The 24,766-nt window shown below is 59.4% G+C and carries 22 protein-coding genes and 3 tRNA genes; 15 read left to right on the forward strand and 10 right to left on the reverse strand.

Translation table 11 applies throughout. From position 1 onward, the window contains the following. Positions 1–7: 7 nt before the first annotated feature. Positions 8–952, forward strand: coding sequence for a hypothetical protein (locus F8N21_RS08270; protein ID WP_150641656.1), 945 nt, complete (start codon positions 8–10; stop codon positions 950–952). A gap of 166 nt (positions 953–1,118) precedes the next feature. On the opposite strand, the gene dinB is transcribed toward F8N21_RS08270, so the two are convergent. Next, positions 1,119–2,177: a DNA polymerase IV gene (gene dinB, locus F8N21_RS08275; RefSeq protein ID WP_150641657.1), complete on the reverse strand. Its 1,059-nt coding sequence runs from the start codon at positions 2,175–2,177 to the stop codon at positions 1,119–1,121. Positions 2,178–2,479: 302 nt separating this feature from the next. Here dinB and F8N21_RS08280 point away from each other — a divergent pair. The 5 genes from F8N21_RS08280 (at position 2,480) to F8N21_RS08300 (ending at position 7,392) form a co-directional block, all read left to right on the forward strand. Beyond that, a tRNA-Met gene (locus tag F8N21_RS08280) sits at positions 2,480–2,556 on the forward strand. 232 nt (positions 2,557–2,788) lie between these two features. Further along, positions 2,789–2,865: transfer RNA gene (locus F8N21_RS08285), tRNA-Met, on the forward strand. A 227-nt stretch (positions 2,866–3,092) separates the two neighbouring features. After that, positions 3,093–3,169, forward strand: a tRNA-Met gene (locus F8N21_RS08290). A gap of 288 nt (positions 3,170–3,457) precedes the next feature. Continuing rightward, entirely contained in the window at positions 3,458–6,100 is a 2,643-nt protein-coding gene (gene mprF, locus F8N21_RS08295; protein ID WP_150641658.1) for a bifunctional lysylphosphatidylglycerol flippase/synthetase MprF, read from the forward strand. Further along, positions 6,100–7,392: a virulence factor family protein gene (locus F8N21_RS08300; RefSeq protein WP_150641659.1), complete on the forward strand. Its 1,293-nt coding sequence runs from the start codon at positions 6,100–6,102 to the stop codon at positions 7,390–7,392. The genes mprF and F8N21_RS08300 overlap by 1 nt, the downstream gene beginning before the upstream one ends. Before the next feature lie 215 nt (positions 7,393–7,607). Here F8N21_RS08300 and F8N21_RS08305 read toward each other — a convergent pair whose 3' ends face one another. Next, on the reverse strand, positions 7,608–9,449 hold the full coding sequence (locus F8N21_RS08305; RefSeq protein WP_412071624.1) for a potassium transporter Kup: 1,842 nt from the start codon (positions 9,447–9,449) through the stop codon (positions 7,608–7,610). Between the two features lie 338 nt (positions 9,450–9,787). On the opposite strand from F8N21_RS08305, the gene rimO reads away from it, so the two are divergent. The 5 genes from rimO (at position 9,788) to tsaA (ending at position 13,887) form a co-directional block, all read left to right on the forward strand. Then, entirely contained in the window at positions 9,788–11,125 is a 1,338-nt protein-coding gene (rimO, locus tag F8N21_RS08310) for a 30S ribosomal protein S12 methylthiotransferase RimO (RefSeq protein ID WP_150641661.1), read from the forward strand. 112 nt (positions 11,126–11,237) lie between these two features. Beyond that, positions 11,238–11,711, forward strand: a complete 474-nt coding sequence (locus F8N21_RS08315; protein WP_150641662.1) for an acetyltransferase — start codon at positions 11,238–11,240, stop codon at positions 11,709–11,711. 82 nt (positions 11,712–11,793) lie between these two features. Beyond that, a complete protein-coding gene (locus F8N21_RS08320; RefSeq protein WP_150641663.1) occupies positions 11,794–12,504 on the forward strand; it encodes an rRNA pseudouridine synthase in 711 nt (236 codons plus the stop codon). A 79-nt stretch (positions 12,505–12,583) separates the two neighbouring features. Continuing rightward, a complete protein-coding gene (locus F8N21_RS08325; RefSeq protein ID WP_150641664.1) occupies positions 12,584–13,045 on the forward strand; it encodes a DUF1456 family protein in 462 nt (153 codons plus the stop codon). Positions 13,046–13,191: 146 nt separating this feature from the next. Beyond that, complete coding sequence (tsaA, locus tag F8N21_RS08330; RefSeq protein ID WP_150641665.1) at positions 13,192–13,887, forward strand: tRNA (N6-threonylcarbamoyladenosine(37)-N6)-methyltransferase TrmO; 696 nt, start codon at positions 13,192–13,194, stop codon at positions 13,885–13,887. 190 nt (positions 13,888–14,077) lie between these two features. Here tsaA and fpr read toward each other — a convergent pair whose 3' ends face one another. After that, entirely contained in the window at positions 14,078–14,857 is a 780-nt protein-coding gene (gene fpr, locus F8N21_RS08335) for a ferredoxin-NADP reductase (protein ID WP_150641666.1), read from the reverse strand. A 118-nt stretch (positions 14,858–14,975) separates the two neighbouring features. On the opposite strand from fpr, the gene F8N21_RS08340 reads away from it, so the two are divergent. Next, positions 14,976–15,902: a LysR family transcriptional regulator gene (locus F8N21_RS08340; protein WP_191624243.1), complete on the forward strand. Its 927-nt coding sequence runs from the start codon at positions 14,976–14,978 to the stop codon at positions 15,900–15,902. A gap of 7 nt (positions 15,903–15,909) precedes the next feature. Here the strand turns inward: F8N21_RS08340 and F8N21_RS08345 are convergent, their stop codons facing one another. Both F8N21_RS08345 and erdR read right to left on the reverse strand, forming a co-directional pair. Then, positions 15,910–16,272, reverse strand: coding sequence for a diacylglycerol kinase (locus F8N21_RS08345; RefSeq protein WP_150641667.1), 363 nt, complete (start codon positions 16,270–16,272; stop codon positions 15,910–15,912). A gap of 73 nt (positions 16,273–16,345) precedes the next feature. Then, the gene (erdR, locus tag F8N21_RS08350) at positions 16,346–16,999 is read right to left on the reverse strand and encodes a response regulator transcription factor ErdR (protein ID WP_150641668.1); all 654 of its coding nucleotides are present in this window, start codon (positions 16,997–16,999) and stop codon (positions 16,346–16,348) included. Between the two features lie 239 nt (positions 17,000–17,238). Here erdR and F8N21_RS08355 point away from each other — a divergent pair, with 239 nt between their 5' ends. After that, the gene (locus tag F8N21_RS08355; protein ID WP_150641669.1) at positions 17,239–18,132 is read left to right on the forward strand and encodes a DMT family transporter; all 894 of its coding nucleotides are present in this window, start codon (positions 17,239–17,241) and stop codon (positions 18,130–18,132) included. 3 nt (positions 18,133–18,135) lie between these two features. Here F8N21_RS08355 and F8N21_RS08360 read toward each other — a convergent pair whose 3' ends face one another. Beyond that, positions 18,136–18,846, reverse strand: a complete 711-nt coding sequence (locus F8N21_RS08360) for a tRNA-uridine aminocarboxypropyltransferase (RefSeq protein WP_150641670.1) — start codon at positions 18,844–18,846, stop codon at positions 18,136–18,138. Positions 18,847–19,037: 191 nt separating this feature from the next. Here F8N21_RS08360 and F8N21_RS08365 point away from each other — a divergent pair, with 191 nt between their 5' ends. Together F8N21_RS08365 and F8N21_RS08370 are read left to right on the forward strand one after the other, a co-directional pair. Beyond that, a complete protein-coding gene (locus F8N21_RS08365) occupies positions 19,038–19,457 on the forward strand; it encodes a quorum-sensing-regulated virulence factor family protein (protein ID WP_150641671.1) in 420 nt (139 codons plus the stop codon). A 614-nt stretch (positions 19,458–20,071) separates the two neighbouring features. Beyond that, the gene (locus tag F8N21_RS08370; protein WP_150641672.1) at positions 20,072–21,190 is read left to right on the forward strand and encodes a TIGR00730 family Rossman fold protein; all 1,119 of its coding nucleotides are present in this window, start codon (positions 20,072–20,074) and stop codon (positions 21,188–21,190) included. A gap of 57 nt (positions 21,191–21,247) precedes the next feature. Here the strand turns inward: F8N21_RS08370 and recX are convergent, their stop codons facing one another. The 4 genes from recX to F8N21_RS08390 form a co-directional block, all read right to left on the reverse strand. Then, positions 21,248–21,715: a recombination regulator RecX gene (recX, locus tag F8N21_RS08375; RefSeq protein ID WP_150641673.1), complete on the reverse strand. Its 468-nt coding sequence runs from the start codon at positions 21,713–21,715 to the stop codon at positions 21,248–21,250. An 8-nt stretch (positions 21,716–21,723) separates the two neighbouring features. After that, a complete protein-coding gene (recA, locus tag F8N21_RS08380) occupies positions 21,724–22,776 on the reverse strand; it encodes a recombinase RecA (RefSeq protein ID WP_150641674.1) in 1,053 nt (350 codons plus the stop codon). A gap of 83 nt (positions 22,777–22,859) precedes the next feature. Further along, positions 22,860–23,360 (reverse strand): CinA family protein, encoded by a 501-nt coding sequence (locus tag F8N21_RS08385; RefSeq protein WP_150641675.1) that lies wholly within the window; start codon positions 23,358–23,360, stop codon positions 22,860–22,862. A 177-nt stretch (positions 23,361–23,537) separates the two neighbouring features. Further along, positions 23,538–23,885, reverse strand: a complete 348-nt coding sequence (locus tag F8N21_RS08390) for a phage holin family protein (RefSeq protein WP_150641676.1) — start codon at positions 23,883–23,885, stop codon at positions 23,538–23,540. Positions 23,886–24,766 lie beyond the last annotated feature (881 nt).

The raw sequence follows: 24,766 nt of genomic DNA on the forward strand, positions 1-24,766 counted from the left end.
AGAAGTCATGCTCAAGCGAAACACCTTAAGCCTCGGTGGTGCCGCCCTGTGCGGCACCCTAGTGCTCAGCGGCTGTGCCAACCAGATGTCTCAACGCAGCGAGCACGAGGAGCGCATCGAGCGCAAGTTGCTCGAGCACAGCCTGCAGATCGAAGTTGGCGAGCCTAAGGTGCTTGAGCTGCCGCAACGCCGTGTGCGGATCCATGAACAGAAGACCTTCGAGGTCACCGAATTCGAAGTCACCCGGCGCTATGATCGCTACACGCCTTACCAACCCTGGCGGGAGGTCTACGAGATCCCCCTGGGTGCAGTGGCGGTAGTGGCTGGCGTCGGCGCGAACGTGGTTAACGTGTTCGCCCTCGGCAACCTGCCGGACAGCGTCACCATGGACTGGATCAGCTACGGCGTGGCCGGGCTCAACCCGTTCATGAACGTGCAGTCCCATGGTCGTGCACAGCAGAACCTGGCCGGTATCGACGAAACCCAGCGCGACAAACGCCTGGAATATTCGAGCCTGCCGTGGAGCGAGCGTCCGGTGGAGGTCAAGACCGGCAAATACACCTTCAACCTGAGCACCGACCGTAATGGCGTTCTGCGCCTGAACCTGCTGGACAGCCCGTTCGCCGAACACGACCTGAACCACCTCAGCAAACTGCAGATCAGTGTCGCCCAGGATGACGTGCATTCCGACTCGTCCCTGGCCGTCAGCAGCACCTTGCGCGGCAAGATGCTGGAGGCTCACGGCCTGATCTACGACGACCTCGAGGATGACGAAGTCAGCCAGTGGGTACACCGGGTGAAACGCCTGTCGGAGCTGGGTCTGGAAGAAGAAGCCAGCGAACTGGAACAGAGCCTGATCGAATTGACTCGCAACGATCCCGAGTTGCAGCAGGAATTCCTCAAGTCGCTGACCAAGGATGCCGGGCGACTGGTGGCAGATCCCGGGGCCTGATTGATCCGAAAAGCTTCGCGAGCAAGCCCGCTCCCACAATCCGTAGCAGCTGCCGAAGGCTGCGTTCGGCTGCGCAGCAGTCGCAAACCCTGTGAACGCGGTGTGCTTGACGAAATGCGATTGCAGGTTTTAGGGCCGCTTCGCGACCCAGCGGGGGCAAGCCCCCTCACCACAACAACTCCAACTGCTCATGCCCGCCACGCAGATCCAGCAAACGCACGCCAATCCCCAATAACCGCACCGGCTTGTCGCCTCGGTTAAACGCCTGGGTCAGCAGCTGCCGATACCCCTCCAGATCCCGTCCGACCCCGGCCTGCTCCAGCGTGGTCTGGGTAAAGTCGTGGAATTTCACTTTGACGAAAGGCTTGCCCGGCCGATAGCTACTGTCGATTCTCGCCATGCGTCCGCTCAGGGTTTCCAGTAGCTCGGGTAACTTCTCCAGGCAGCTGGCCAGATCCGGCAGGTCCACATCGTAGGTATTCTCGACACTGACGGACTGCCGCCGGCTGTCGTTCTGCACCAGCCGCTCATCGATCCCGCGAGCCAGACCCCAGAGCCGCTCGCCGAAACTGCCGAACTCGCGCACCAGCGCCAACTTGCCCCAGCCCCGCAGGTCCAGACAATTGACGATGCCCAGCCGACCCAACTTGTCCGCCGTCACCTTCCCCACCCCATGCAGCTTGCTGACCGGGAGCGCGGAAACAAAATCCTCGACCTGATCCGGGGTAATCACAAACAGGCCGTTGGGCTTTTTCCAGTCGCTGGCGATCTTGGCCAGAAACTTGTTCGGCGCCACCCCGGCCGACACTGTGATATGCAATTGATTAGACACGCGCCGGCGGATGTCTTGCGCGATGCGCGTGGCGCTGCCGGCAAAATGCGGACTATCGGAAACATCGAGATAGGCCTCATCCAGCGACAAGGGCTCGATCAGGTCGGTGTAATCGCGAAAAATCGTCTGAATCTCTTTCGAGGCCTCCTTGTAGGCCTCCATGCGCGGCTTGACGATTACCAGGTCCGGACACAACTTCAAAGCATGCCGCGAAGACATGGCCGAGCGCACCCCATAGGCCCGCGCCTCATAGTTGCAGGTGGCAATCACCCCACGCCGCTCCGCCGACCCGCCAACAGCCAGCGGTTTGCCGGCCAGATCCGGGTCGTCACGCATCTCGATAGCGGCATAGAAGCAATCACAGTCGACGTGGATGATTTTGCGCTGCGTCATATGAAGGCAGTGTTCGTTGAGGGCAAAAGGGTTCAAGATGAAACTTGATCGGCAGTATCTCACTGACACCTGTATATAGCACCAGTGCTTTGAATCTTCGTCTGCCTGCGTAGGAAAAAACCTGAATGGATTCGTTTTATCAATCAGGACAGGCGGTCCAATAGAGCTGAAGGCCTTACGCAGTAAGCCTCCGGGGCATGTGGATCTGCCCTTTTGAGAAGCTAAGCAATTGAACAGGAACAGGTTTTTATCAGATTTAAGTTGACAGGCCGGCGATCCTCTGTAGAATGCCGACACACAGACGCGGGATGGAGCAGTCTGGTAGCTCGTCGGGCTCATAACCCGAAGGTCGTCGGTTCAAATCCGGCTCCCGCAACCAAACATCAAAAAAGGCTACTCGAAAGAGTGGCCTTTTTTGTGTCTGTCGCTTTTACAATAAACCCCTCCCCGAAGTACCAGTCAGGTCTGGGGCCAAAAGTGCAAAACCTTTGTGATTCTGGCACTTACCCCCGCAGAAACGAGCAAAACCCGAATTATTTGCGCTTATTTGCCCCACTAAAGCATTAATGGTTGACTCTCAAGCGCACCCCTGTAGGATGCCGCCACACAGACGCGGGATGGAGCAGTCTGGTAGCTCGTCGGGCTCATAACCCGAAGGTCGTCGGTTCAAATCCGGCTCCCGCAACCAAACATCGAAAGAGGCTACTCGAAAGAGTGGCCTTTTTTGTGCGCGTGCGTTTCTACCCTCCTCCTGGCAACAACTTCTGCCGCAGCCATCCAAAACTGGCTCGCGAGGAGAATCCGTTGCGCCTCTGACACGTAAGCCTCTGCTGCGGCCTATTTGCGCTTATTTGACCCCTCAGGCCATTAACGGTTGACACTCAAGCGTTCGCCTGTAGAATGCCGCCACACAGACGCGGGATGGAGCAGTCTGGTAGCTCGTCGGGCTCATAACCCGAAGGTCGTCGGTTCAAATCCGGCTCCCGCAACCAAACATCAAAAAAGGCTACTCGAAAGAGTGGCCTTTTTTGTGTCTGTCGAAAATATCCTGTGGCGAGGAGGCTTGCCCCCGCAGGGCCGCGAAGCGGTCCTAAAATCAGTAATCGCATTGTGTCAGGAAGAACGCATCAGCCGACCTTACGACTGCTCCGCAGCCGAACGGGGCGATGCGGCGTTCCGACAAGCCCCCTCGCCACAACATTTTGAAATTATTTTTCCTTAGGGATTGGTAACTTGGCTGGATACCCCCATCCTGTCGCGCACAATCCAAGAGGTGATTGATGCGCACCAACTCGTCTGATCCACAAGACACCGTCACAGCGATCCAACCGATCCCGGCCACTCGCCTGCGCTGGCTCGATCTGTTGAGCAAATACCGCCAGCCCATCGGTCTGGCGGTCACTCTGTTGTTATTCGTTATCGCACTGATTGCCTGTCGCCACCTGTTGAGCGAACTCGATCTGAATGCCCTGCACGACTCGATCCTTGAAGTGCCGAAACCGGCCTTGCTCGGGGCAGTGGCGGTAACCGTGATCGGCTTCATCATAATGTTGGGCTACGAGTGGTCGGGCAGCCGCTATGCCGGGGTGAAGTTGCCGCCGCGCATCCTGGCCCTGGGAGGATTCAGCGCCTTCGCGATCGGCAATGCCGTTGGCCTTTCACTGCTGTCCGGCGGTTCGGTGCGTTACCGGTTATATGCGCGCTTTGGTGTGGGGGCGTCTGAAGTCGCCTACATGACACTGTTCGCCAGCCTGTCGCTGGGTTGCGCGCTGCCACCGCTGGCCGCCCTGGCCACACTGAGCGACCTTCCAGCCACCTCTGCCGCGCTGCGCCTGCCCGAACCCCTGCTGGGCGCGATCGCCATTGCGGTGCTACTCCTCGGCGCGGTGCTGGCAATCGGCATTTACCGCCGTCGCCTGCCCGAACAGCCACTGCCGGACAACCTGCTGATTCGGATCGGCCGCCGAACCCTGCGCCTGCCCGGGCGCCGCCTGACCTTCCTGCAACTGGTGATCACCGCCCTGGACGTGGCCGCTGCGGCTACCGTGCTCTATCTATTACTGCCCGCGGCCCCGTCCTTTGGCGCTTTCCTGCTGGTCTACCTGCTGGCGCTGGCCGCCGGCGTACTCAGCCATGTACCTGGCGGCGTCGGGGTGTTCGAGGCCATTCTGCTGGCAGCCTTCGCCGACACTCTGGGCGCGGCCCCACTGGCCGCGGCCTTACTGCTGTATCGGTTGTTCTACGTGGTCATGCCATTGTTGGTGGCCTGTCTGCTGCTACTGATCAGCGAAGCCCAGCGCCTGTTTCAGTCTCGCCAATCCCTACGGGCAGCTTCGGGCCTGGCCGCACCGATCCTTGCGGTACTGGTGTTCCTGTCCGGCGTTGTGTTGCTGTTTTCCGGGGTCACACCGGAAATCGACACTCGCCTGGAACACATCGGCTTTCTGATCCCCCATCGGTTGATCGACGCTTCGCACTTCGGCGCCAGCCTGGTCGGCGTGCTCTGCCTATTGCTCGCCCAAGGCTTGCGCCGGCGACTGTCGGCGGCCTGGATGCTGACCATCGTTCTGCTGCTGGTGGGCGCCCTGCTCTCCCTGCTCAAGGGTTTCGACTGGGAAGAAGCCAGCCTGTTGACCCTGACTGCCTGCCTGCTGGCGATATTCCGCAGCTCCTTCTATCGGCCGAGCCGACTGACCGAACTGCCGTTCTCGCCGCTGTATCTGGTGGCCAGCGTCTGTGTGCTGGGGGCGTCGATCTGGCTGCTGCTGTTCGCCTACCAGGATGTACCCTACAGCCGCGAACTCTGGTGGCAGTTCACCCTCGATGCCGATGCGCCACGCGGCTTGCGCTCCTTACTCGGCGCCGCAGTACTGCTGGTAGCGGTCTCTCTGACCTGGCTGCTGCGCACCGCGCGTCCGGTGATCCATTTGCCGACCGCTGAAGAAGTGGACAAGGCGCTAAAAATTCTCATGGCCTCGGCCCAGCCGGACGGCGGCCTGGCCCTGACCGGTGACAAGGCCTTGCTGTTTCACCCCAATGACGACGCGTTCTTGATGTACGCTCGCCGCGGTCGCAGCCTGGTAGCGCTGTACGACCCGATCGGCTCGCCCCAACAGCGCGCCGAAATGATCTGGCAATTCCGCGACCTGTGCGACATCCATCACGCCCGCCCAGTGTTCTATCAAGTGCGCGCCGAGAATCTGCCGCACTACATGGACATTGGCCTGACGGCAATCAAACTCGGCGAAGAAGCCCGGGTCGATCTGCAGCGTTTTGATCTCGAGGCCAAAGGCAAAGAGATGAAGGACCTGCGCTACACCTGGAATCGTGGCACTCGCGACGGGCTGTCGCTGGAGATCCATGAGCCGGGCCAGGCGCCGATGGACGAACTGAAAGTCATCTCCGATGCCTGGTTGACCGGCAAGAACGTGCGCGAGAAAGGCTTCTCCCTCGGCCGCTTCAGCGATGCTTACATGAAGCACTTTCGCGTCGCGATCATCCGTTTTGAAGGGCGCCCGGTGGCCTTTGCCAACCTGCTCGAAACCTACAGCCACGACCTGACCAGCCTCGACCTGATGCGCGCCCACCCTGAAGCGCCCAAGCTGACCATGGAGTTCATGATGGTCGGCCTGATTCAACATTATAAAAATCACGGATATGCGCGTTTCAGCCTGGGCATGGTGCCGCTGTCGGGGCTACAACCCCGTCGTGGCGCGCCACTGACCCAGCGCCTCGGCTCGATGGTGTTCCGCCGTGGCGAGCAACTCTACAACTTCCAGGGGTTGCGCCGCTTCAAAGACAAGTTCCAGCCTGACTGGGAACCCCGTTACATGGCTGTGCCCGCCGGGCTCGATCCGCTGGTGGCACTGGCCGACACCGCCGCCCTGATTGCGGGCGGCTTGACTGGATTGGTGAAACGCTGATGATTCAACGCTCCTGGCGGTATTTACTGGCCACTCTGGTGGTGCTTGCCCTGATCCTCGGTGGTGGCTATTGGTTCTGGAACCGCCCGGCGCCGGAACCGACGCTTGAATACCTGTCACCGGCCGATGGCTCGACCATGACCCGCGTCACCCCTGGTGCTGCTCGCGCGCAGGTGGTGGTAGCCGTTACCGATGAGCAAAAGCTCAACGACCGACAACTGCTGACCCTGAGCCGTGGCGGCGCGGCGCAGATCGTTCAGGTGATCCTGCCCAAGGATTGCGTGCTGCAAGGTCGCGCATTGCAATCGGCCTTGAAGCAACTCAAAGGTCCGGCCACTCTGGTCAGCGGCATCGGACCCGGAGCTGTCCTGGCCTGGCGCTGGCTGGCCGAGCAGAAAGATGACAAGACCCGGGCCATCTCGGTGGATCTGGCCCTGGAAAAACCCGGCTGCACTCATCTGCTGCCAAAAACCGCGGCTCACGGTCACTGGCTGGTGGCCTGGAACGACAACCCCGACGACACCAGTGCCGGCTTCGTCCGGGATCAACCCAACGCCGAAACCAGCATCAGCGACTACGACATCAACCTGCCGCAAGTGCTGAACAATGAGCTGCGCAAAATCCTCATGGGCTCGGACAAGGGCAATGGCGGCCTGAACATCCCGGTGGTCGAAGTACCGGCCGGCCAGGCCAAGGACACCGTAACGCTGTTCCTCTCCGGTGACGGCGGCTGGCGCGACCTGGACCGCGACGTGGCCGGCGAAATGGCCAAGATCGGCTACCCGGTGGTCGGTATCGACACCCTGCGCTACTACTGGCAGCACAAGAGCCCGGAACAAAGCGCCACCGACCTCAGCGAACTGATGCAACACTACCGACAGAAATGGGGCACCAAACGCTTCGTGCTGACCGGCTACTCCTTCGGTGCCGACGTCCTGCCAGCCATCTACAACCGCCTGCCTGAAGCCGAACAACAACGGGTCGACGCCATTATCCTGCTGGCGTTCGCCCGCACCGGCAGCTTCGAAATTGAAGTCGAAGGCTGGCTCGGCAATGCTGGCAAGGAAGCCGCCACCGGCCCCGAGATGGCCAAACTGCCAGCGAACAAAGTACTGTGCATCTACGGCGAAGAAGAAATCGACGAAAGCGGTTGCACCGAGAAGACCGCCGTCGGTGAAGCCATGAAGCTGCCTGGCGGCCACCACTTCGACGAGAACTACCCGGCCCTGGCGCAACGCCTGGTCGATGCGATCGAGAAGCGTCAGGGCAAGAGCCGGGTCGCCGAAGAGTGACCTGAGCACCGCCCATGAAAAAGCCCCCGCTGCCGCAAGGCAACGGGGGCTTTTTATTCTTCGACGCAAACCAGAGACCTTCGGCGCGATTGCGATCGCCAAGATCGCAGCCTGCGGCAGCTCCTACACCAGCTCCGTACACCGACAAATCATCAGGTGTATGCAAAATCTGTAGGAGCTGCCGCAGGCTGCGATCTTTTGGGGGCGCACGGTGCTTATATTTCTACCTGAGTACCCAGTTCGATCACCCGATTGAGCGGCAGGTTGAAGAATCGCAGGTTACCGTTGGCATTCTGCAACATGAAGGCGAACAGCGCCGCGCGCCAGCGCGCCATGCCCACCAGTCTGGAGGTGATCACTGTCTCGCGGCTGAGGAAGTAGGTGGTGCGCATCGGACTGAAGTCCAGCTCATCGAGATGGCACAGCTTCAGCGCCTGCGGCACATCCGGCTCGTCGGTAAAGCCGAAGTGCAGGATCACCCGGAAGAACCCTTCACCATGGGACGCCACTTCAAAACGCCGCTGCGCCGGAACCCGCGGGATATCTTCGTAGACCACCGTCAGCAATACCACTTGCTCGTGCAGCACCTGGTTATGCAACAGGTTGTGCAACAAGGCGTGGGGTACGGCATCCGGTCGCGCGGTGAGGAACACCGCCGTGCCCTGGACCCGATGGGGTGGCTGCACTCGAATACTGCCGATGAAAATCGGCAGTGGCAGCCCGCCTTCGTCGATACGCTCGACCAGCAGTTGCTTGCCGCGCTTCCAGGTGGTCATGAGCAAAAACAGGGCAATCCCCGCCAACACCGGGAACGCCCCGCCTTGAAATATTTTTGGCACGTTGGCGGCGAAGAACAACCCATCCACAAACAAGAAACCCAGCAACACCGGGACCGCCAGCAGCGGCGGCCATTTCCACAACAGCAACATCACTGCCGAAACCAGGATCGTGGTCATCAGCATGGTGCCGGTCACCGCCACACCGTAGGCCGACGCCAGCGCGCCCGAAGATTCAAAACCCAGTACCAGCAGAATCACCCCGACCATCAGCGCCCAGTTCACCGCGCCGATGTAGATCTGACCCTGTTCGGCGCTGGAGGTGTGCCGAATGCGCATCCGCGGAATGTAACCAAGCTGGATTGCCTGGCGAGTCAGGGAGAACGCACCGGAAATCACCGCCTGGGAAGCGATCACCGTCGCCAGGGTCGACAGGCCCACCAGCGGGATCAATGCCCAGCTTGGCGCCAGCAGGTAGAACGGGTTGCGCGCCGCTTCCGGGTCGCCCAACAGCAAAGCGCCCTGGCCAAAGTAATTGAGCACCAGCGCCGGCAGCACCAGGATGAACCAGGCGCGGGCAATCGGTTTGCGACCGAAATGACCCATGTCGGCGTACAGCGCCTCGGCACCGGTCAACGCCAGTACCACCGCGCCGAGAATCGCCACGCCCATGCCCGGATGCACGACAAAAAAGCGCACGCCCCAGACCGGGTTCATCGCCTTGAGCACTTCCGGGTGCTGGACGATGCCATAGACCCCCAGCCCACCCAGCACCAGGAACCAGGCGACCATCACCGGCCCGAACAGAATGCCGATGCGCGCCGTGCCATGGCGCTGAATCAGGAACAGGGCCACCAGGACGATCAGTGACAACGGCACGACCCAGTGATCAATGCCCTCGAATGCCAGCCCCAACCCTTCAATCGCCGAAAGGACCGAGATCGCCGGGGTGATCATGCTGTCGCCGTAGAACAGCGCGGCACCGCACAAGCCACAGACCACCAGCAGAGCGCGCAGGCGCGGATGGTTCGCCGCCGCCCGCCGGGCCAGCGCCGTCAACGCCATGATGCCGCCTTCACCCTGGTTGTCGGCACGCAGCACGAACAGCATGTACTTGATCGAAACGACCCAGATCAACGACCAGAAAATCAGCGCCAGGATGCCCAGGACCCCGTCATGGTTGACGGGCACACCGTAGTCACCGGAAAACACTTCTTTGAGGGTGTACAAGGGGCTCGTGCCGATATCGCCATAAACCACCCCGACCGCCGCCACCAGCATGCTCAACGGTTTCGCCGCCGAATGCCCGGCGTCCGCCGCCTGACTACTTGCCTGACCCATCAACTACTCCTGTTACTCAAACCCGGGCTTCTCTATAAGAAGCACTATGCTTTGTGGTGCAGCATGCGCTGTTTTTCTTGCGGTTACAGGTTAGTAACAATTCATTTCAGCGCAACGGCGCGAAGCATAGCGCAGCACTCGTCGTAATTCCCCGCATAAAGCTGGTCAAGTGCGTTGCTCATCGCTAGAATTGCGCACTTTTTGATCAGAGGCGCACCAAGCGCCCATCCGTCGCCTTGCCACCCGCGGCTTGAGGCGTCACAAAACCGAGGTTAGCTATGTCCACCGTCACCACGCCGGCCGCCCCCAAGGTCGGCTTTGTATCTCTGGGTTGTCCGAAAGCACTGGTCGACTCCGAGCGCATCCTTACGCAACTGCGTATGGAAGGCTACGAAGTCGTGTCCACCTATCAGGACGCCGATGTCGTGGTGGTCAACACCTGCGGTTTTATCGACAGCGCCAAGGCCGAGTCCCTGGAAGTGATCGGTGAAGCCATCAAGGAAAACGGCAAAGTCATCGTCACCGGTTGCATGGGCGTCGAAGAAGGCAACATCCGCAAGATCCACCCGAGCGTGCTCGCGGTGACCGGCCCGCAGCAATACGAGCAAGTGGTCAACGCCGTGCACGACGTGGTCCCGCCGCGCCAGGATCACAACCCGCTGATCGACCTGGTGCCACCCCAAGGCATCAAGCTGACCCCGCGCCACTATGCCTACCTGAAGATTTCCGAAGGCTGCAACCACAGCTGCAGCTTCTGCATCATCCCGTCGATGCGCGGCAAGCTGGTCAGCCGTCCGGTCGGCGATGTCCTCGACGAGGCCCAGCGCCTGGTCAAGTCCGGTGTCAAAGAGCTGCTGGTGATTTCCCAGGACACCAGCGCCTATGGCGTCGACGTCAAGTACCGCACCGGCTTCTGGAATGGCGCGCCGGTGAAAACCCGCATCACCGAACTCTGCGAAGCGTTGAGCAGCCTCGGCGTCTGGGTGCGCCTGCACTATGTCTACCCGTACCCGCACGTCGATGAGCTGATCCCGCTGATGGCCGCCGGGAAAATCCTGCCATACCTGGACATCCCGTTCCAGCACGCCAGCCCGAAAGTCCTCAAGGCCATGAAACGCCCGGCCTTCGAAGACAAGACCCTGGCCCGGATCAAGAACTGGCGCGTTATCTGCCCGGACCTGATCATCCGTTCGACCTTCATCGTCGGCTTCCCCGGCGAAACCGAAGAAGACTTCCAGTACCTGCTGAACTGGCTGACCGAAGCCCAGCTCGACCGCGTCGGCTGCTTCCAGTACTCGCCGGTCGAAGGCGCACCCGCCAATGACCTGGATCTGGAAGTGGTTCCGGACGACGTCAAGCAGGACCGTTGGGATCGCTTCATGGCCCATCAACAGGCCATCAGCTCGGCTCGCTTGCAGCTGCGCATCGGCAAGGAAATCGAAGTGCTGATCGACGAAGTCGACGAGCAAGGCGCGGTTGGCCGCTGCTTCTTCGATGCCCCGGAAATCGACGGCAACGTCTTTATCGACGACGCCAGCGACCTCAAGCCAGGCGACAAGGTCTGGTGCCGGGTGACCGACGCCGACGAGTACGACCTGTGGGCTGAAAAGCGCTAAGGGTGTAAAAAATTGAAAAGCCCTGCTCTCCTGACGAGATGCGGGGCTTTTTTAGGTCTATCGTTTTGTGAAATAAGGAACATCCGCCACCCCAGCATAAGGAACCGGCGACATGCGTCATCACGCGGTCATTCACACGCCGAAACAGAGCGACTATGAGGAACTTACCCGGATCTGGGAGGCGTCGGTGCGAGCCACCCATGACTTCCTGCCGGACAGCTATATCGACCTGTTGAAGAACCTGGTGCTGACCCGTTACCTGGATGCCGTCATGCTGGTCTGCACCAAGGATCATCGCCAACGCATCACCGGTTTTGCCGGTATCGCAGCGGGCAAGATTGAAATGCTCTTCATCGACCCCGACCACCGCGGTCAAGGCCTGGGCAAACAATTGCTCAAGTACGCCATCGAACACTTGAATGCCGATGAGCTGGACGTCAATGAACAAAACCCGCAGGCCTTGGGCTTCTACTACAAACTGGGGTTCGAAGTGATCGGCCGTTCGGAGCACGACGGCATGGGCCAACCCTATCCGTTGCTGCATATGCGCCTGAAACAGACAAATCAGCGGGCACAAAGCGGGTAAAAGCCACAGTCTTCAAATGGACCCGCGATTAACCGGCGCCAGGCAGGTACAATGGGCGCCCTCTTTTGTTACGGCCCCTGTCATGACTGACCCGATTCGTCTCTCCAAACGCCTCATCGAACTCGTCGGCTGTTCCCGTCGGGAGGCTGAGCTGTTCATCGAGGGCGGCTGGGTCACGGTGGACGGCGAAGTCATCGATGAGCCGCAGTTCAAGGTCGACACCCAGAAAGTCGAACTCGACCCCGAAGCCAAGGCCACTGCGCCGGAGCCGGTGACCATCCTGTTTCACGCACCGGCAGGCATGGATGCACAAAGCGCCATGCCGTTGATCGGCCCGCAAACCTTGAGCGAAGAGCATCGTTACAGCAAACGCCCGCTCAAAGGGCACTTCCTGCGCCTGACCGCCAGTTCGGACCTGCAAGCCAATGCCAGTGGCCTGCTGGTGTTCACCCAGGACTGGAAGATTCTGCGCAAGCTCACCGCCGACGCCAGCAAGATCGAGCAGGAGTATGTGGTCGAGGTCGAGGGGGACATGGTCGCCCATGGCCTTAACCGCCTGAACCACGGCCTGACCTACAAGGGTAAGGAACTGCCGGCGGTCAAGGCCAGCTGGCAGAACGAAAACCGCCTACGCTTTGCGCTGAAAAACCCACAGCCGGGTGTCATCAAGCTGTTCTGCGAAGCCGTCGGCCTCAAGGTCGTTGCCGTTCGTCGTATCCGCATCGGTGGAGTCTCCATTGGCAAAGTGCCGGTCGGCCAATGGCGCTACCTGTCCAGCAAAGAGAAGTTCTAACAGCTTCTTGCATTGCCATACATTTCGCCGCCGCACGCTTGTCTGCGGTGCTTACAGCTGATTGATCAGGATTGCAAACATGATTCATAACGATGTACTGCGCAGCGTGCGCTACATGCTCGACATCAGTGACAACAAAGTCGTCGAGCTGATCAAGCTTGGCGGTCTCGAAGTCACCAAGGAAGACGTCCTCACTTATCTGAAAAAGGATGAGGAAGAAGGTTTCGTCCATTGCCCGGACGAGGTCATGGCGCATTTCCTCGACGGCCTGGTGTTCTTCAAGCGCGGCAAGGACGACACCCGTCCGCCGTTGCCGGTCGACTTGCCGATCACCAACAACATTATTCTGAAGAAATTGCGGGTGGCCTTCGAACTCAAGGAAGACGACATGCACGCGATCCTCAAGGCTTCGGACTTCCCGGTGTCCAAGCCTGAGCTGAGCGCGCTGTTCCGCAAGTTCGGCCACACCAACTACCGCACCTGCGGCGATCAACTGCTGCGCAACTTCCTCAAGGGCCTGACCCTGCGCGTTCGCGGCTGATTGCCCTGATTCAGCCCTTAAAAGGTCGCAGCCTGCGGCAGCTCCTACGCCGAACGCATTCCCTGCAGGAGCTGTCGCAGGCTGCGATCTTTTGATCTTCACATCGATTATGATGCCCGCATCTAACCCCGCTTCGACCCCAGACCATGACCTACAGCGTTTCCCCGATCGGCTTCGTGCGGTCCTGCTTCAAGGAGAAATTCGCCATTCCGCGCCAGCCGCAACTGGCGCCGGCCGCCCGTGGCGTTCTGGAACTGGTGGCGCCGTTCGATCAGGGCGATGCCGTGCAAGGGCTTGAGCAGGTCAGCCATGTCTGGCTGCTGTTCCTGTTCCATCAGGCCCTGGAAGCCAAACCGCGACTCAAGGTTCGCCCCCCGCGTCTGGGCGGCAACAAATCCATGGGGGTGTTCGCCACCCGCGCCACCCATCGCCCGAACGGCATCGGTCAGTCAGTGGTCAAGCTGGACAAGGTCGAAGCCAATCGTCTGTGGATCTCTGGTATCGATTTACTGGATGGCACGCCGATTCTCGACATCAAGCCCTACGTGCCCTATGCCGACATCGTCGATACAGCGTCCAACAGCATCGCCAGCGCCGCGCCCGAGCTGATTCCCGTGCAGTGGACGGATACCGCATTGCAACAGGCCCACAAGCACGCTCAGCGCCTGCAAGAGCCATTGCTGGAGCTGATCGAGCAGTGTCTGGCCCAGGATCCACGCCCGGCCTACCAGGTTCCTGCAGCCGAGCGCGAATACGGCGCACAGTTCTGGGATCTGGATGTGCGCTGGCATTACCCCGAGCCCGGCCTGATCCGCGTGCTGGAAGTCATTCCCGTGGCATAAATCCCGGAAACGAAAAAGCCCGCACTGCCTTCTCAGGCAGCGCGGGCTTTTTTGGATCAAACGCAAATCCAGTGTGGGAGCGAGCTTGCTCGCGATGGCGGTCTGACATTCAACATCAATGTCGACTGATCTATCGCTATCGTCGGAACGCCGCCCGGAACAAGCTCGCTCCCACAGGTTTCGGGGTCGCTTACTTCTCGACGAAGGCGCGCTCGATCAGGTAGTCGCCGGGCTCACGCATCCGCGGAGAAACCTTCAGGCCGAAGCTGTTGAGCACTTCGCTGGTTTCGTCGAGCATGCTCGGGCTGCCGCACAGCATGGCGCGGTCGTCCTGCGGATTGATCGGTGGCAGACCGATATCGCTGAACAGCTTGCCGGTGCGCATCAGGTCGGTCAGACGCCCTTCGTTCTCGAACGGTTCGCGGGTCACGGTCGGGTAGTAGATCAACTTGTCACGCAGCGCTTCGCCGAAGAACTCGTTCTGCGGCAAATGCTCGGTGATGAACTCGCGGTAAGCGACTTCGTTGACGTAGCGCACGCCATGGCACAGGATCACCTTTTCGAAACGCTCGTAGGTTTCCGGATCCTGAATGACGCTCATGAACGGCGCCAGCCCGGTGCCGGTGCTGAGCAAGTACAGGTGTTTGCCCGGCTTCAAATCGTCCAGCACCAGGGTGCCAGTCGGTTTTTTGCTGATGATGATCTCGTCGCCTTCCTTCAGATGCTGCAACTGGGAAGTCAGCGGACCATCCGGAACCTTGATGCTGAAGAACTCGAGATGCTCTTCCCAGTTGGGGCTGGCGATCGAGTAAGCGCGCATGAGCGGCCGGCCGCTGGGCTGTTGCAGGCCGATCATCACGAACTGACCGTTCTCGAAGCGCAGGCCCGGGTCGCGGGTGCACTTGAAGCTGAACAGGGTGTCGTTCCAGTGATGAACACTGAGAACACGCTCGTGGTTCATGTTGCTCATGTACGGGGCTCCTAGAAATTGCCTGCGCCGACAATGTGCGCAATTGCATCGCATTCTAATGGCGGCGACAATATCTGTTAAATGGATTATTAAGATAAGGGTTATCGGTTATATAGATATGCGATTTACTCTCCGTCAACTTCAAGTATTCGTCGCCGTCGCCCAGCAGGAAAGCGTGTCCCGCGCTGCGGGTCTTCTCGCGCTTTCTCAATCGGCCGCCAGCACCTCGATCACCGAGCTTGAGCGCCAATCCAGCTGCCAGTTATTTGATCGCGCCGGCAAGCGCCTGAGCCTCAACGCCCTGGGTCGACAGCTGCTGCCGCAGGCTGTCGCGCTGCTGGACCAGGCCAAGGAAATCGAGGACCTGCTCAACGGCAAGTCCGGCTTCGGCTCACTGGCGGTCGGCGCGACGCTGACCATCGGCAACTACCTGGCGACCTTGCTGATCGGCAGCTTTATGCAGCTGCACCCGGAAAGCCAGGTGAAGCTCCATGTGCAAAATACTGCCAACATTGTGCAACAGGTTGCCCACTATGAAATTGATCTGGGTCTAATCGAAGGCGATTGCAGCCATCCGGATATCGAGGTGCAAAGCTGGGTCGAAGATGAGCTGGTGGTGTTTTGCGCGCCCCAGCATCCCTTGGCAAAACGCGGTCAGGCGAGCATGGAAGAGCTGACGCACGAAGCCTGGATTCTGCGCGAACAAGGCTCGGGAACCCGATTGACCTTCGACCAGGCCATGCGTCACCACCGCAGCACGCTGAACATCCGCCTCGAGCTCGAACACACCGAAGCGATCAAACGCGCGGTGGAATCCGGCTTGGGGATTGGTTGCATCTCGCGTCTTGCACTACGCGATGCGTTCCGCCGCGGCAGCCTGGTGGCGGTAGAAACGCCGGACCTGGACTTGCTGCGCCAGTTCTATTTCATTTGGCACAAACAGAAGTACCAGACCTCGGCCATACGCGAGTTTCTCGAGCTGTGCCGCGCTTTAACCGCCGGGGTGCGGCGCAGCGACGAGATAGTCCTGCCGACGATCGCGTGAACAGCCGTTAAAGCAGAATGACCGCCCAGACCACGGCGATCATGCTCAAGGCAATGAGCTGGGCGGCGCTGCCCATGTCCTTGGCGTTTTTCGACAGAGGGTGCAGATCCAGGGAAATCCGGTCGATCGCCGCTTCCACCGCCGAATTGAGCAGCTCGACGATCAATGCCAGCAGGCACACGGCGATCAGCACTGCCCGCTCGACCCGACTGACGCTGAACAGGAAGCTCAACGGAATCAGGATGACGTTGAGCAACACCAATTGGCGAAACGCCGCTTCACCCGTGAAGGCCGCGCGCAGCCCGTCGAGAGAGTAGCCGGAGGCGTTGAGGATGCGTTTAAAACCGGTTTGACCCTTGAAAGGCGACATAAAAGTAGACAACTGAACGAAAAGGAGTGGGGAAGCTAATTTAACCAAAGTCAAAATAACGTGAAGGAACAGGTCACTGGCTACTTGAAATTGACTCAAGTTGTTGCAAAAGCAAAGCCGCCTGAGTCCGGGTCCGCACCCCCAACTTACGGAAGATCGCCGTAACATGGGCCTTGATCGTTGCTTCCGAAACACTCAATTCGTAGGCAATCTGCTTGTTCAACAAACCTTCACAGACCATGGTCAGTACGCGGAACTGTTGGGGAGTCAGACTCGCCAGGCCGGCGCTTGCGGCTTTGGCCTCGGCTGAAACGCTGATCTCTTCGAAGGCTTGCGGCGGCCACCAGACGTCGCCGTCCAACACGCTGCGCACGGCTTTCTGAATGACTTCCAGCGAACTCGACTTGGGAATGAAGCCACTCGCGCCGAATTCACGGGAGCGCACCATGATCGAGGCCTCTTCCTGAGCCGAAACCATTACCACGGGGATCTGCGGATATTGGCCGCGTAACAGCACCAGCCCGGAAAAACCGTAAGCACCCGGCATGTTCAGATCCAGCAGCACCAGATCCCAGTCAGCTTTTTCGGTCAGACGGGTTTCCAGCTCGGCAATGCTCGCAACCTCCACCAGCCGAACCTCGGGGCCCAGGCCCAGGGTCACTGCCTGATGCAGCGCGCTACGAAATAAAGGGTGGTCATCGGCAATCAGGATTTCGTATGTGGCCATTTTTCAAATGATCCCGTTTTTTTATGGGAGGTCTGAAGAATTCAGTCCTCACCAACGCAACACTAGGTGACAGTCAAAAGGCTGTACCCACAGGGCACGTTCAACGCCAAGAGCCCGAAAAGTCAGCGTTTAAAACCTCGGTCGCGCCCTAATCGGCGCCAAGCATGCCCAGCGAAGCCGGGGTGGTCAAGCTGGATGCTTTGCGGCAAAGTCATCGGCTGACTGATAAGAGTGCCATCATGCGAAGCCAAGCCCTGCGTGCCGATGTCCTGATGCTTGTGACTGCCATGATCTGGGGCTCTGGATTTGTCGCACAAACCCGGGGGATGGATCATATAGGCCCTTTCCTTTACTCCGGCCTGCGGTTTGCGCTGGGCTCACTCTGCCTGCTACCGCTGGTGTTGCGCGGCAATCGCCAGAACGCCAATAGCGAACCCTTCCTCACCCAAGGCCTGCTCGTCGGCGGGGGGCTGATGGGACTGGCACTGGCCCTCGGTATCAACCTCCAGCAGGTCGGCTTGCTGTTTACCAGCGTGACCAACGCCGGCTTCATTACCGGACTGTATGTCATTGTAGTGCCACTATTGGGTCTGGTGATCGGCCATAGGACCGGAATGGGAACCTGGCTCGGTGCACTATTGGCGGTGGTCGGGATGTTTCTGCTCAGCGTCGGCGAGAATTTCCAGGTCGCCTCGGGAGACTGGCTGCAACTGATCGGAGCCTTTGTCTGGGGAGCACATGTGGTGCTGGTCGGGGTTTTTGCCAGTCGGCATGATCCGATTCGCCTGGCCTTTCTGCAATTCGCCACCTGCGCGGTGGTCAGCCTGGCCCTTGCGCTGGTCTTCGAGACCTTCCAGTGGAACGCCATTATCGCTGCCGGACCGGCCATTGTGTATGGCGGCATGATTGCGGTGGGTATTGGCTACACACTGCAAGTGATCGCGCAAAAGGATGCGATCGCTTCCCATGCGGCGATCATCTTCTCGCTGGAAGCGGTCTTTGCCGCCATAGCCGGCGCCTGGCTGCTCGATGAATCCCTGCAATTGCGCGGCTATTTCGGCTGTGCGTTGATGCTGACGGGCATGCTGGTGGCGCAGCTCTGGCCGAAGAAGCCGCAGTTGGTGAGCGCCTGAGTCCTAGAGAAAAGGCTTCAGGCGGCTATGGGGCTGATCGTCCGGATCAATCGGCTGTTGGAATTTCGCCGCCAGATAATGGGTGCTGAACACATCCAGATAAGCGTCCAGTACTTCACTGGCCGGTTGATCATCGGCCAGCTCCAGGCACAAGGCAGCAACTTCTGCAGTACAGAAATGATCGTCACGCTTGGAACGCCGCAGCTTGTAGCGCGAGAGCTGCTCGGGCTCCAGGCTGAGCACCGGCAAGTGCTCCAGATAAGGACTCTTGCGGAACATCTTGCGTGCTTCACTCCAGGTGGCGTCCAGCAGGATGAACAACGGACGCTTACCCTCCTGGAGCTTGACCTCGGTCACCACACGCTCTGGCGCGACAAACTCACCCGGAAATACAATGTAGGGTTGCCACTGCGGGTCGGCGATCAGCACCAGCAATTGCGGTTCGACTTCCGTGCGCGACCAGGGAAAGGCGCTGGTGTCGGCAATCACATCGGCAATCAGCCAGCCGGTATTGCTGGGTTTCAGCGGTTCGACATCATGCATGACCAGGCACATCGCCGACTTGGCCGAAACATGCGGACGCCATGCACACATGCAATGACTGGGAATCACCCGACACCCCGGGCAGCGCTCCGCTCGCGAACCCCGTGCGACAAAAGGTTTGACGGCACGGGCCAGGCGTTGGGCGCGCAAGCGGGAAACGGCGTGACTCATGGCTGGCAAGGCTGGCAAGGGAAAAGAATCGACACGAAAGAGCACTCGGCAGGGGTGAAAAGTCCTTGCAGTTTACCAGAGCTGCCCGCGCAAGCCTGTACCGTCCACACCTGCTCCCCTATAATTCCCCGCCACTGAACGCACAGTCCGGTGGCTGGTCGAAGCAACAGTCACTGAACCAGGAGAGTTTCATGCTGCGCCTTATCGTTCCCACCGCTGCCGTTTTGCTGGCGTCGTCCTTCAGTGCTCAAGCTGCGTCCTTGAAAGACATGGAACTGAGCAAAATGCTGCAAAACGTGGCCACCCAGAGCAGCATTGGCACGCCGCGGGCGATCAACGAAGACATTCTCGACCAAGGCTATACCGTCGAAGGCAAAGAGCTGATCAATCACCTCAGCGTGCAAAGCACTCATGCCGACAAGATGCGCGCCGATCCCAAGGCGGTCTACTTTCAACTGGGTTCTACCGTCTGCAACAACCCAGGCTTTCGCAAGTTGATGGCCAAGGGCGCGATCATGCGTTACGAGTTCACCGAAGTTAAAACCAATCGCCCGGTGGCCACGGAACGTTTCAAGGAATCCGACTGCCCGCAGCAGAAGAAGAAAAAGTAAATACCACGGCGCCAGCGTGCCACCCGCGCTTGCCGCTCATGCAAGCGCCGCAGGCATTCATCTTCAACGCGGATGACCTGCGGCGCCCATGGCAACCCTCGATACAGCTGCGTATCGATTTCCTGATTCAGCCTCCTTCCTGACTCTCTAACGCAAAGTGCGATCCAGGCTTCAGCCCTGAAGTCTTGCACCCGACCCTGGCAGCCAGGATCTCGTTGCCACTTAGTAAATCAGAGGCCAGGCCGCCTGGCGCAGGTTCTGACGAGTGGTGAAACTGCGTTTCGAATCGGCAATAAGCTGTTGCCAGCCAAGACTTTCCAGGCCCATGATCAAGTCAGCAAAAATCGCCAAGAGGGTCTAGATTCAGTGTGTCGACGCTAATTTTTTGGGGCGCAAAAGGGGGTTGCCCACTCGCGTCTTGCAGTGCGAATGTTTCTTTCATCCAAGAAAGCAGAACCTGTATGGATGACTCGATCACCACACCAATGCTTCACGGCCCTGTCGAGTCATGGAGTGCTCAGGCGGTAGCCTGGTCTGACAGCGACACATGCAGTGTCGTGGCGCTGACGAATATTTCGCCCGTGCCAAAGGTTCTGTGCAGAAGGAGAAGCTGAATGCCTTACGAACCGAATGACCTCCTAAGTCGTCATTTTCAAAGCAACGGTATCGACCTCACCAGCAAGGTCGAAGAGCAACTCAACCTGGTTTCACCCAATAGCCCGAACATTCCGATTTACCGCGACATGATATTGACTGTCTTGCGCATGGCCCAGGAAGACCACAATCGCTGGAATGCCAAGATCACGCTGCAAGCCCTGCGCGAACTGGAACATGCCTTCCGTGTGCTGGAGCAGTTCAAAGGTCGACGCAAGGTCACTGTCTTTGGCTCGGCACGCACGCCGATCGAACACCCTCTCTACGGCCTGGCCCGGGAACTCGGGGCGGCACTGGCGCGTTCGAACCTGATGGTCATCACGGGTGCAGGGGGAGGCATCATGGCTGCCGCCCATGAAGGCGCCGGCCTCGAACATAGCCTTGGATTCAATATCACCCTGCCATTTGAGCAGCATGCGAATCCAACCGTCGAAGGCACAGGCAACCTGCTGCCGTTCCACTTTTTCTTCACTCGCAAGCTATTTTTCGTCAAGGAAGCCGATGCTCTGGTTCTTTGCCCTGGCGGCTTCGGCACGCTGGATGAAGCACTGGAAGTACTGACACTGATCCAGACCGGTAAAAGCCCGCTGGTACCGGTGGTGCTACTGGACGCTCCGGGCGGCAATTTCTGGCAAGGCGCCCTGGACTTCATTCGCAATCAATTGGAGGACAATCGCTACATCCTGCCCAGCGACATGAAGCTGATTTGCCTGGTTCACAGCGCCGAAGACGCGGTTGAGCAAATCAACCAGTTCTACAGCAACTTCCACTCCAGTCGCTGGCTCAAGCATCAGTTTGTAATCCGCATGAACCACAAACTCAGCGAGCAGGCGCTCGAACACATGCAAACGGCTTTTGCCGACCTGTGCCTGAGCGATCACTTTCACCAACATGCCTACAGTGGAGAGGAACACGACGAAGCACAGTTCAGTCACCTGACGCGACTCTCGTTCACCTTCAACGCCCGCGATCATGGCCGCCTGCGTGAACTGGTCGACTTCATCAACCTGCCGGAAAACTGGGCCAAGACTCAGTCCAAGACGCAGCAACGCGCGCGCGAACCGATCAAGGTCACTTGATCGACAAGCAACTCAGTGGCTCGCACGCTCAGACACCGCGTTCATGAGCCACACCTGTCAGTCATCCATCCCGCGGCCGCTAAACAAGCGGCCGATCATTTCCATCGAGTACCCCCGATAACTCAGAAAGCGGCCCTGCCTGGCCCGTTCACGGGCGTCTATCGGCAAATGCCCGGCAAACTTGCGACGCCAAGTGTCTTCCAGTTGCTCTTGCCAACTGATGCCAGACTCACGCAAGGCGAGTTCAATATCGGCACGTTGCAGGCCGCGCTGGCTCAACTCTTCGCGAATACGCAAAGGACCGTAGCCGGCTCGGGCACGGTAGGAGACGAAGCTTTCGAGGTAACGGGATTCAGACAGCAGGCCCTCTTCCGTCAGACGGTCAAGTGCTGTGTCGATCATTTCGGGAGGGGCGCCGCGCTGACGCAGTTTACGCGTCAGCTCGACTCGACCGTGCTCGCGTCGCGCGAGCAGGTCCATTGCGGTTCGTCGCACCGCGACGAGTGTATCGAGTACGACGGTCATCGGATCAATCAGATATCAGCGTCAGCCAGATCGTCGACAGTCTCGCGGGTCGCATTGGCTTTCACGTCCGGCGCAGGAGTCAGCAGCTTGTCGCGGATCTGCTTCTCAAGGGTCGCCGCGATATCCGGGTTTTCCTGCAGGAACTTGGCCGAGTTGGCCTTGCCCTGACCGATCTTGCTGCCGTTGTAGGCATACCAGGCTCCGGATTTTTCCACGAAACCATGCAGTACGCCGAGGTCGATCATTTCGCCGTTCAGGTAAATGCCTTTGCCGTAGAGAATCTGGAACTCGGCCTGACGGAACGGTGGAGCCACCTTGTTCTTGACGACTTTGACGCGGGTTTCGCTGCCAACGACTTCGTCACCTTCCTTCACCGCGCCAGTACGGCGGATATCCAGACGAACCGAGGCGTAGAACTTCAGCGCGTTACCACCGGTGGTGGTTTCCGGGCTGCCGAACATCACGCCGATTTTCATCCGGATCTGGTTGATGAAGATCACCAGACAGTTGGCGTTCTTGATGTTGCCGGTGATCTTGCGCAGCGCCTGGGACATCAGGCGGGCTTGCAGACCCACGTGCATGTCACCCATCTCGCCTTCGATCTCGGCTTTTGGCACCAGGGCCGCCACGGAGTCGATGACGATCACGTCGATGGCGTTGGAGCGCACCAGCATGTCGGTGATTTCCAGCGCCTGCTCGCCGGTATCCGGCTGGGAAACCAGCAGGTCGTCGACGTTGACCCCCAGTTTGCCGGCATATTCCGGATCCAGTGCGTGCTCGGCGTCGACGAAGGCGCAGGTGGCGCCCATCTTCTGTGCCTGAGCAATCACGGAGAGGGTCAGGGTGGTTTTACCCGAAGATTCCGGACCGTAGATTTCAACGATACGGCCTTTTGGCAGGCCGCCGATGCCCAGAGCAATGTCCAGACCCAGAGAGCCAGTAGAGATAGCCGGGATCGCCTGACGGTCATGATCGCCCATACGCATCACGGCACCCTTGCCGAATTGACGTTCGATCTGACCCAGGGCCGCAGCCAAGGCTTTCTTCTTGTTGTCGTCCATTAAAGTCCTCACGTAATCAATAAGGCCTGACGGCCAACACCTGTATAAGTAGCCAGTATTATTCCACAGCGTTTGAGGATCGCCTACCCCTGATTTGAGATTTCTCCCGCCACATGCTGCAGCAGCCCCTCTAGCGCGGCCTTCACCGTTTGTCGGCGGACTTCATCGCGGTTGCCGGGGAAGTACCGGCACTCGGTAATCATCGTCTCGCCTACCCCCCAGGCCAGCCACACCGTGCCCACTGGCTTGTTCGGGGTACCACCGTCCGGCCCGGCCACGCCGCTGACCGCCACGGAAAAATGCGCGAGGCTTTTTGCCTGAGCGCCGCGAGCCATGGCCTCGACCACTTCACGACTGACCGCGCCCACTTGAGCGAACAACTCGGCGGGAACATCCAATTGCAGGGTTTTCTGACGATTGGAATAGGTGACATAACCGGCCTCGAACCATGCCGAACTGCCCGGAATACGGGTGATCGCTTGCGCGATGCCACCGCCGGTGCAGGACTCGGCCGTAGTGACATGGGCATTGATAACCTGCAAACGCCGGCCAAGTTCGGCGGCAAGCTGGGTGATTTCGTTCACGGACCTCTCCTGATCAGGCTGGCGTGAGGCCTACCGTACACGAGCGGATAGCGCTTGCAAGGTTCAGGCTCGATCAAAATGTGAACGGCTGCCGGGCAGGCAGCACCCTACCCTTGCTCGCCCCCCGAGCTACCAGGAAGGCGCGCCGATCACCCCGTGACAGCGACTGAAAACTGCCTAGCGATCCCGACTGGAATCACCCGGCGGGACTTCGCACACCCCCAGCTTGCGCGTAGCCCAACGCTCGTAAAGCCCGATGGCGACATCGGCCCCCGCCATCGCGGTGAGACAACCGAAGGCACCGGCGGCCCAGATCGACAGACCGGCGGCATATAACAGCATGATCGCCGATACCCCACAGATCATGCAGGCGCCGGAGCGCAGGATCAGGCGCCGGACCAGCGACCAGCCGCGAGCGCCCTCCTTGTCGGCGCGCCACATTTCGCCAGACACCCCGCCGATAAGGGCGAGGATGGTGACCAGCCCGATCGGCATGTCCAGCAACGCTTGCAGCTCGTATGTCATGTCACGCCTCCTGAGTCGAGAAACCACTGTCGAGCGGCTTGAGACCCAGAATATGCATGTATGCATATACAGTCAATGCACATACGCATTTATCCGTTCACCACTAAATGCGCTAGCGCATGTAACCAATCCAGACAAAGGCTGGCAGTTTTTACCGACGGAAAAAAGCCCGCTCAATGGCGTAATGCCGTTCACTTAAGAAAATGGATGCCGGCTTGAAAGCCGACCGGGTTTTTTCTTTGGTGTACATATCCGTTTCTGCGGTAACGGCCACTTATGGTTCCGCTCTTACAGCGGGTCACTTTCGAAAAGCGCGAAAGTAACCAAAGCGCTTCTGCCCCGCCATTCGGTGCCTCGCTTAGGCTCGGCATGCCGTAACGAAGGCATTGCTCCGGGGGCCCGCCGCGATCGGCCATCCATCGCCGGGCGCGGCTACCTCGGCATCCATGCCGAGGTGCCCCCTGCGCAACGCCTGCGTTCGGCCTCTGGGAAAGGGGCAGACAGATCAAGATCAAGATCAAAAGCAAAGCAAAGCAAAGCAAAGCAAAGCAAAGCAAAAGCGAAAGCAACGGCAACGGCAACGGCAACGGCAACGGCAACGGCAACGGCAACGGCAACGGCAACGGCGACGGCAAGATCAAAAGATCGCAGCCTCGCTTCGCTCGACAGCTCCTACAGGGGGTGGACAGGGGTGGAGTGTTGGTCGTTCCCGCAGGGGAATCAGGTCAGGAACACGCACGCTTCAAAGGACAGGCCGGCCGGTCGGCCGCCTCGCTTTGGCTTTTGCGGTGCACGCCCCCTCGAGAGGCCGAGCGCAGGTTCTGCGCAGTGGGCAACCCGGCATGGATGCCGGGTTAGCCGCCCCCGGCCATGGATGGCCG

It is taken from the genome of Pseudomonas fluorescens (assembly GCF_902497895.1).
Taxonomy (GTDB): domain Bacteria; phylum Pseudomonadota; class Gammaproteobacteria; order Pseudomonadales; family Pseudomonadaceae; genus Aquipseudomonas; species Aquipseudomonas fluorescens_BP.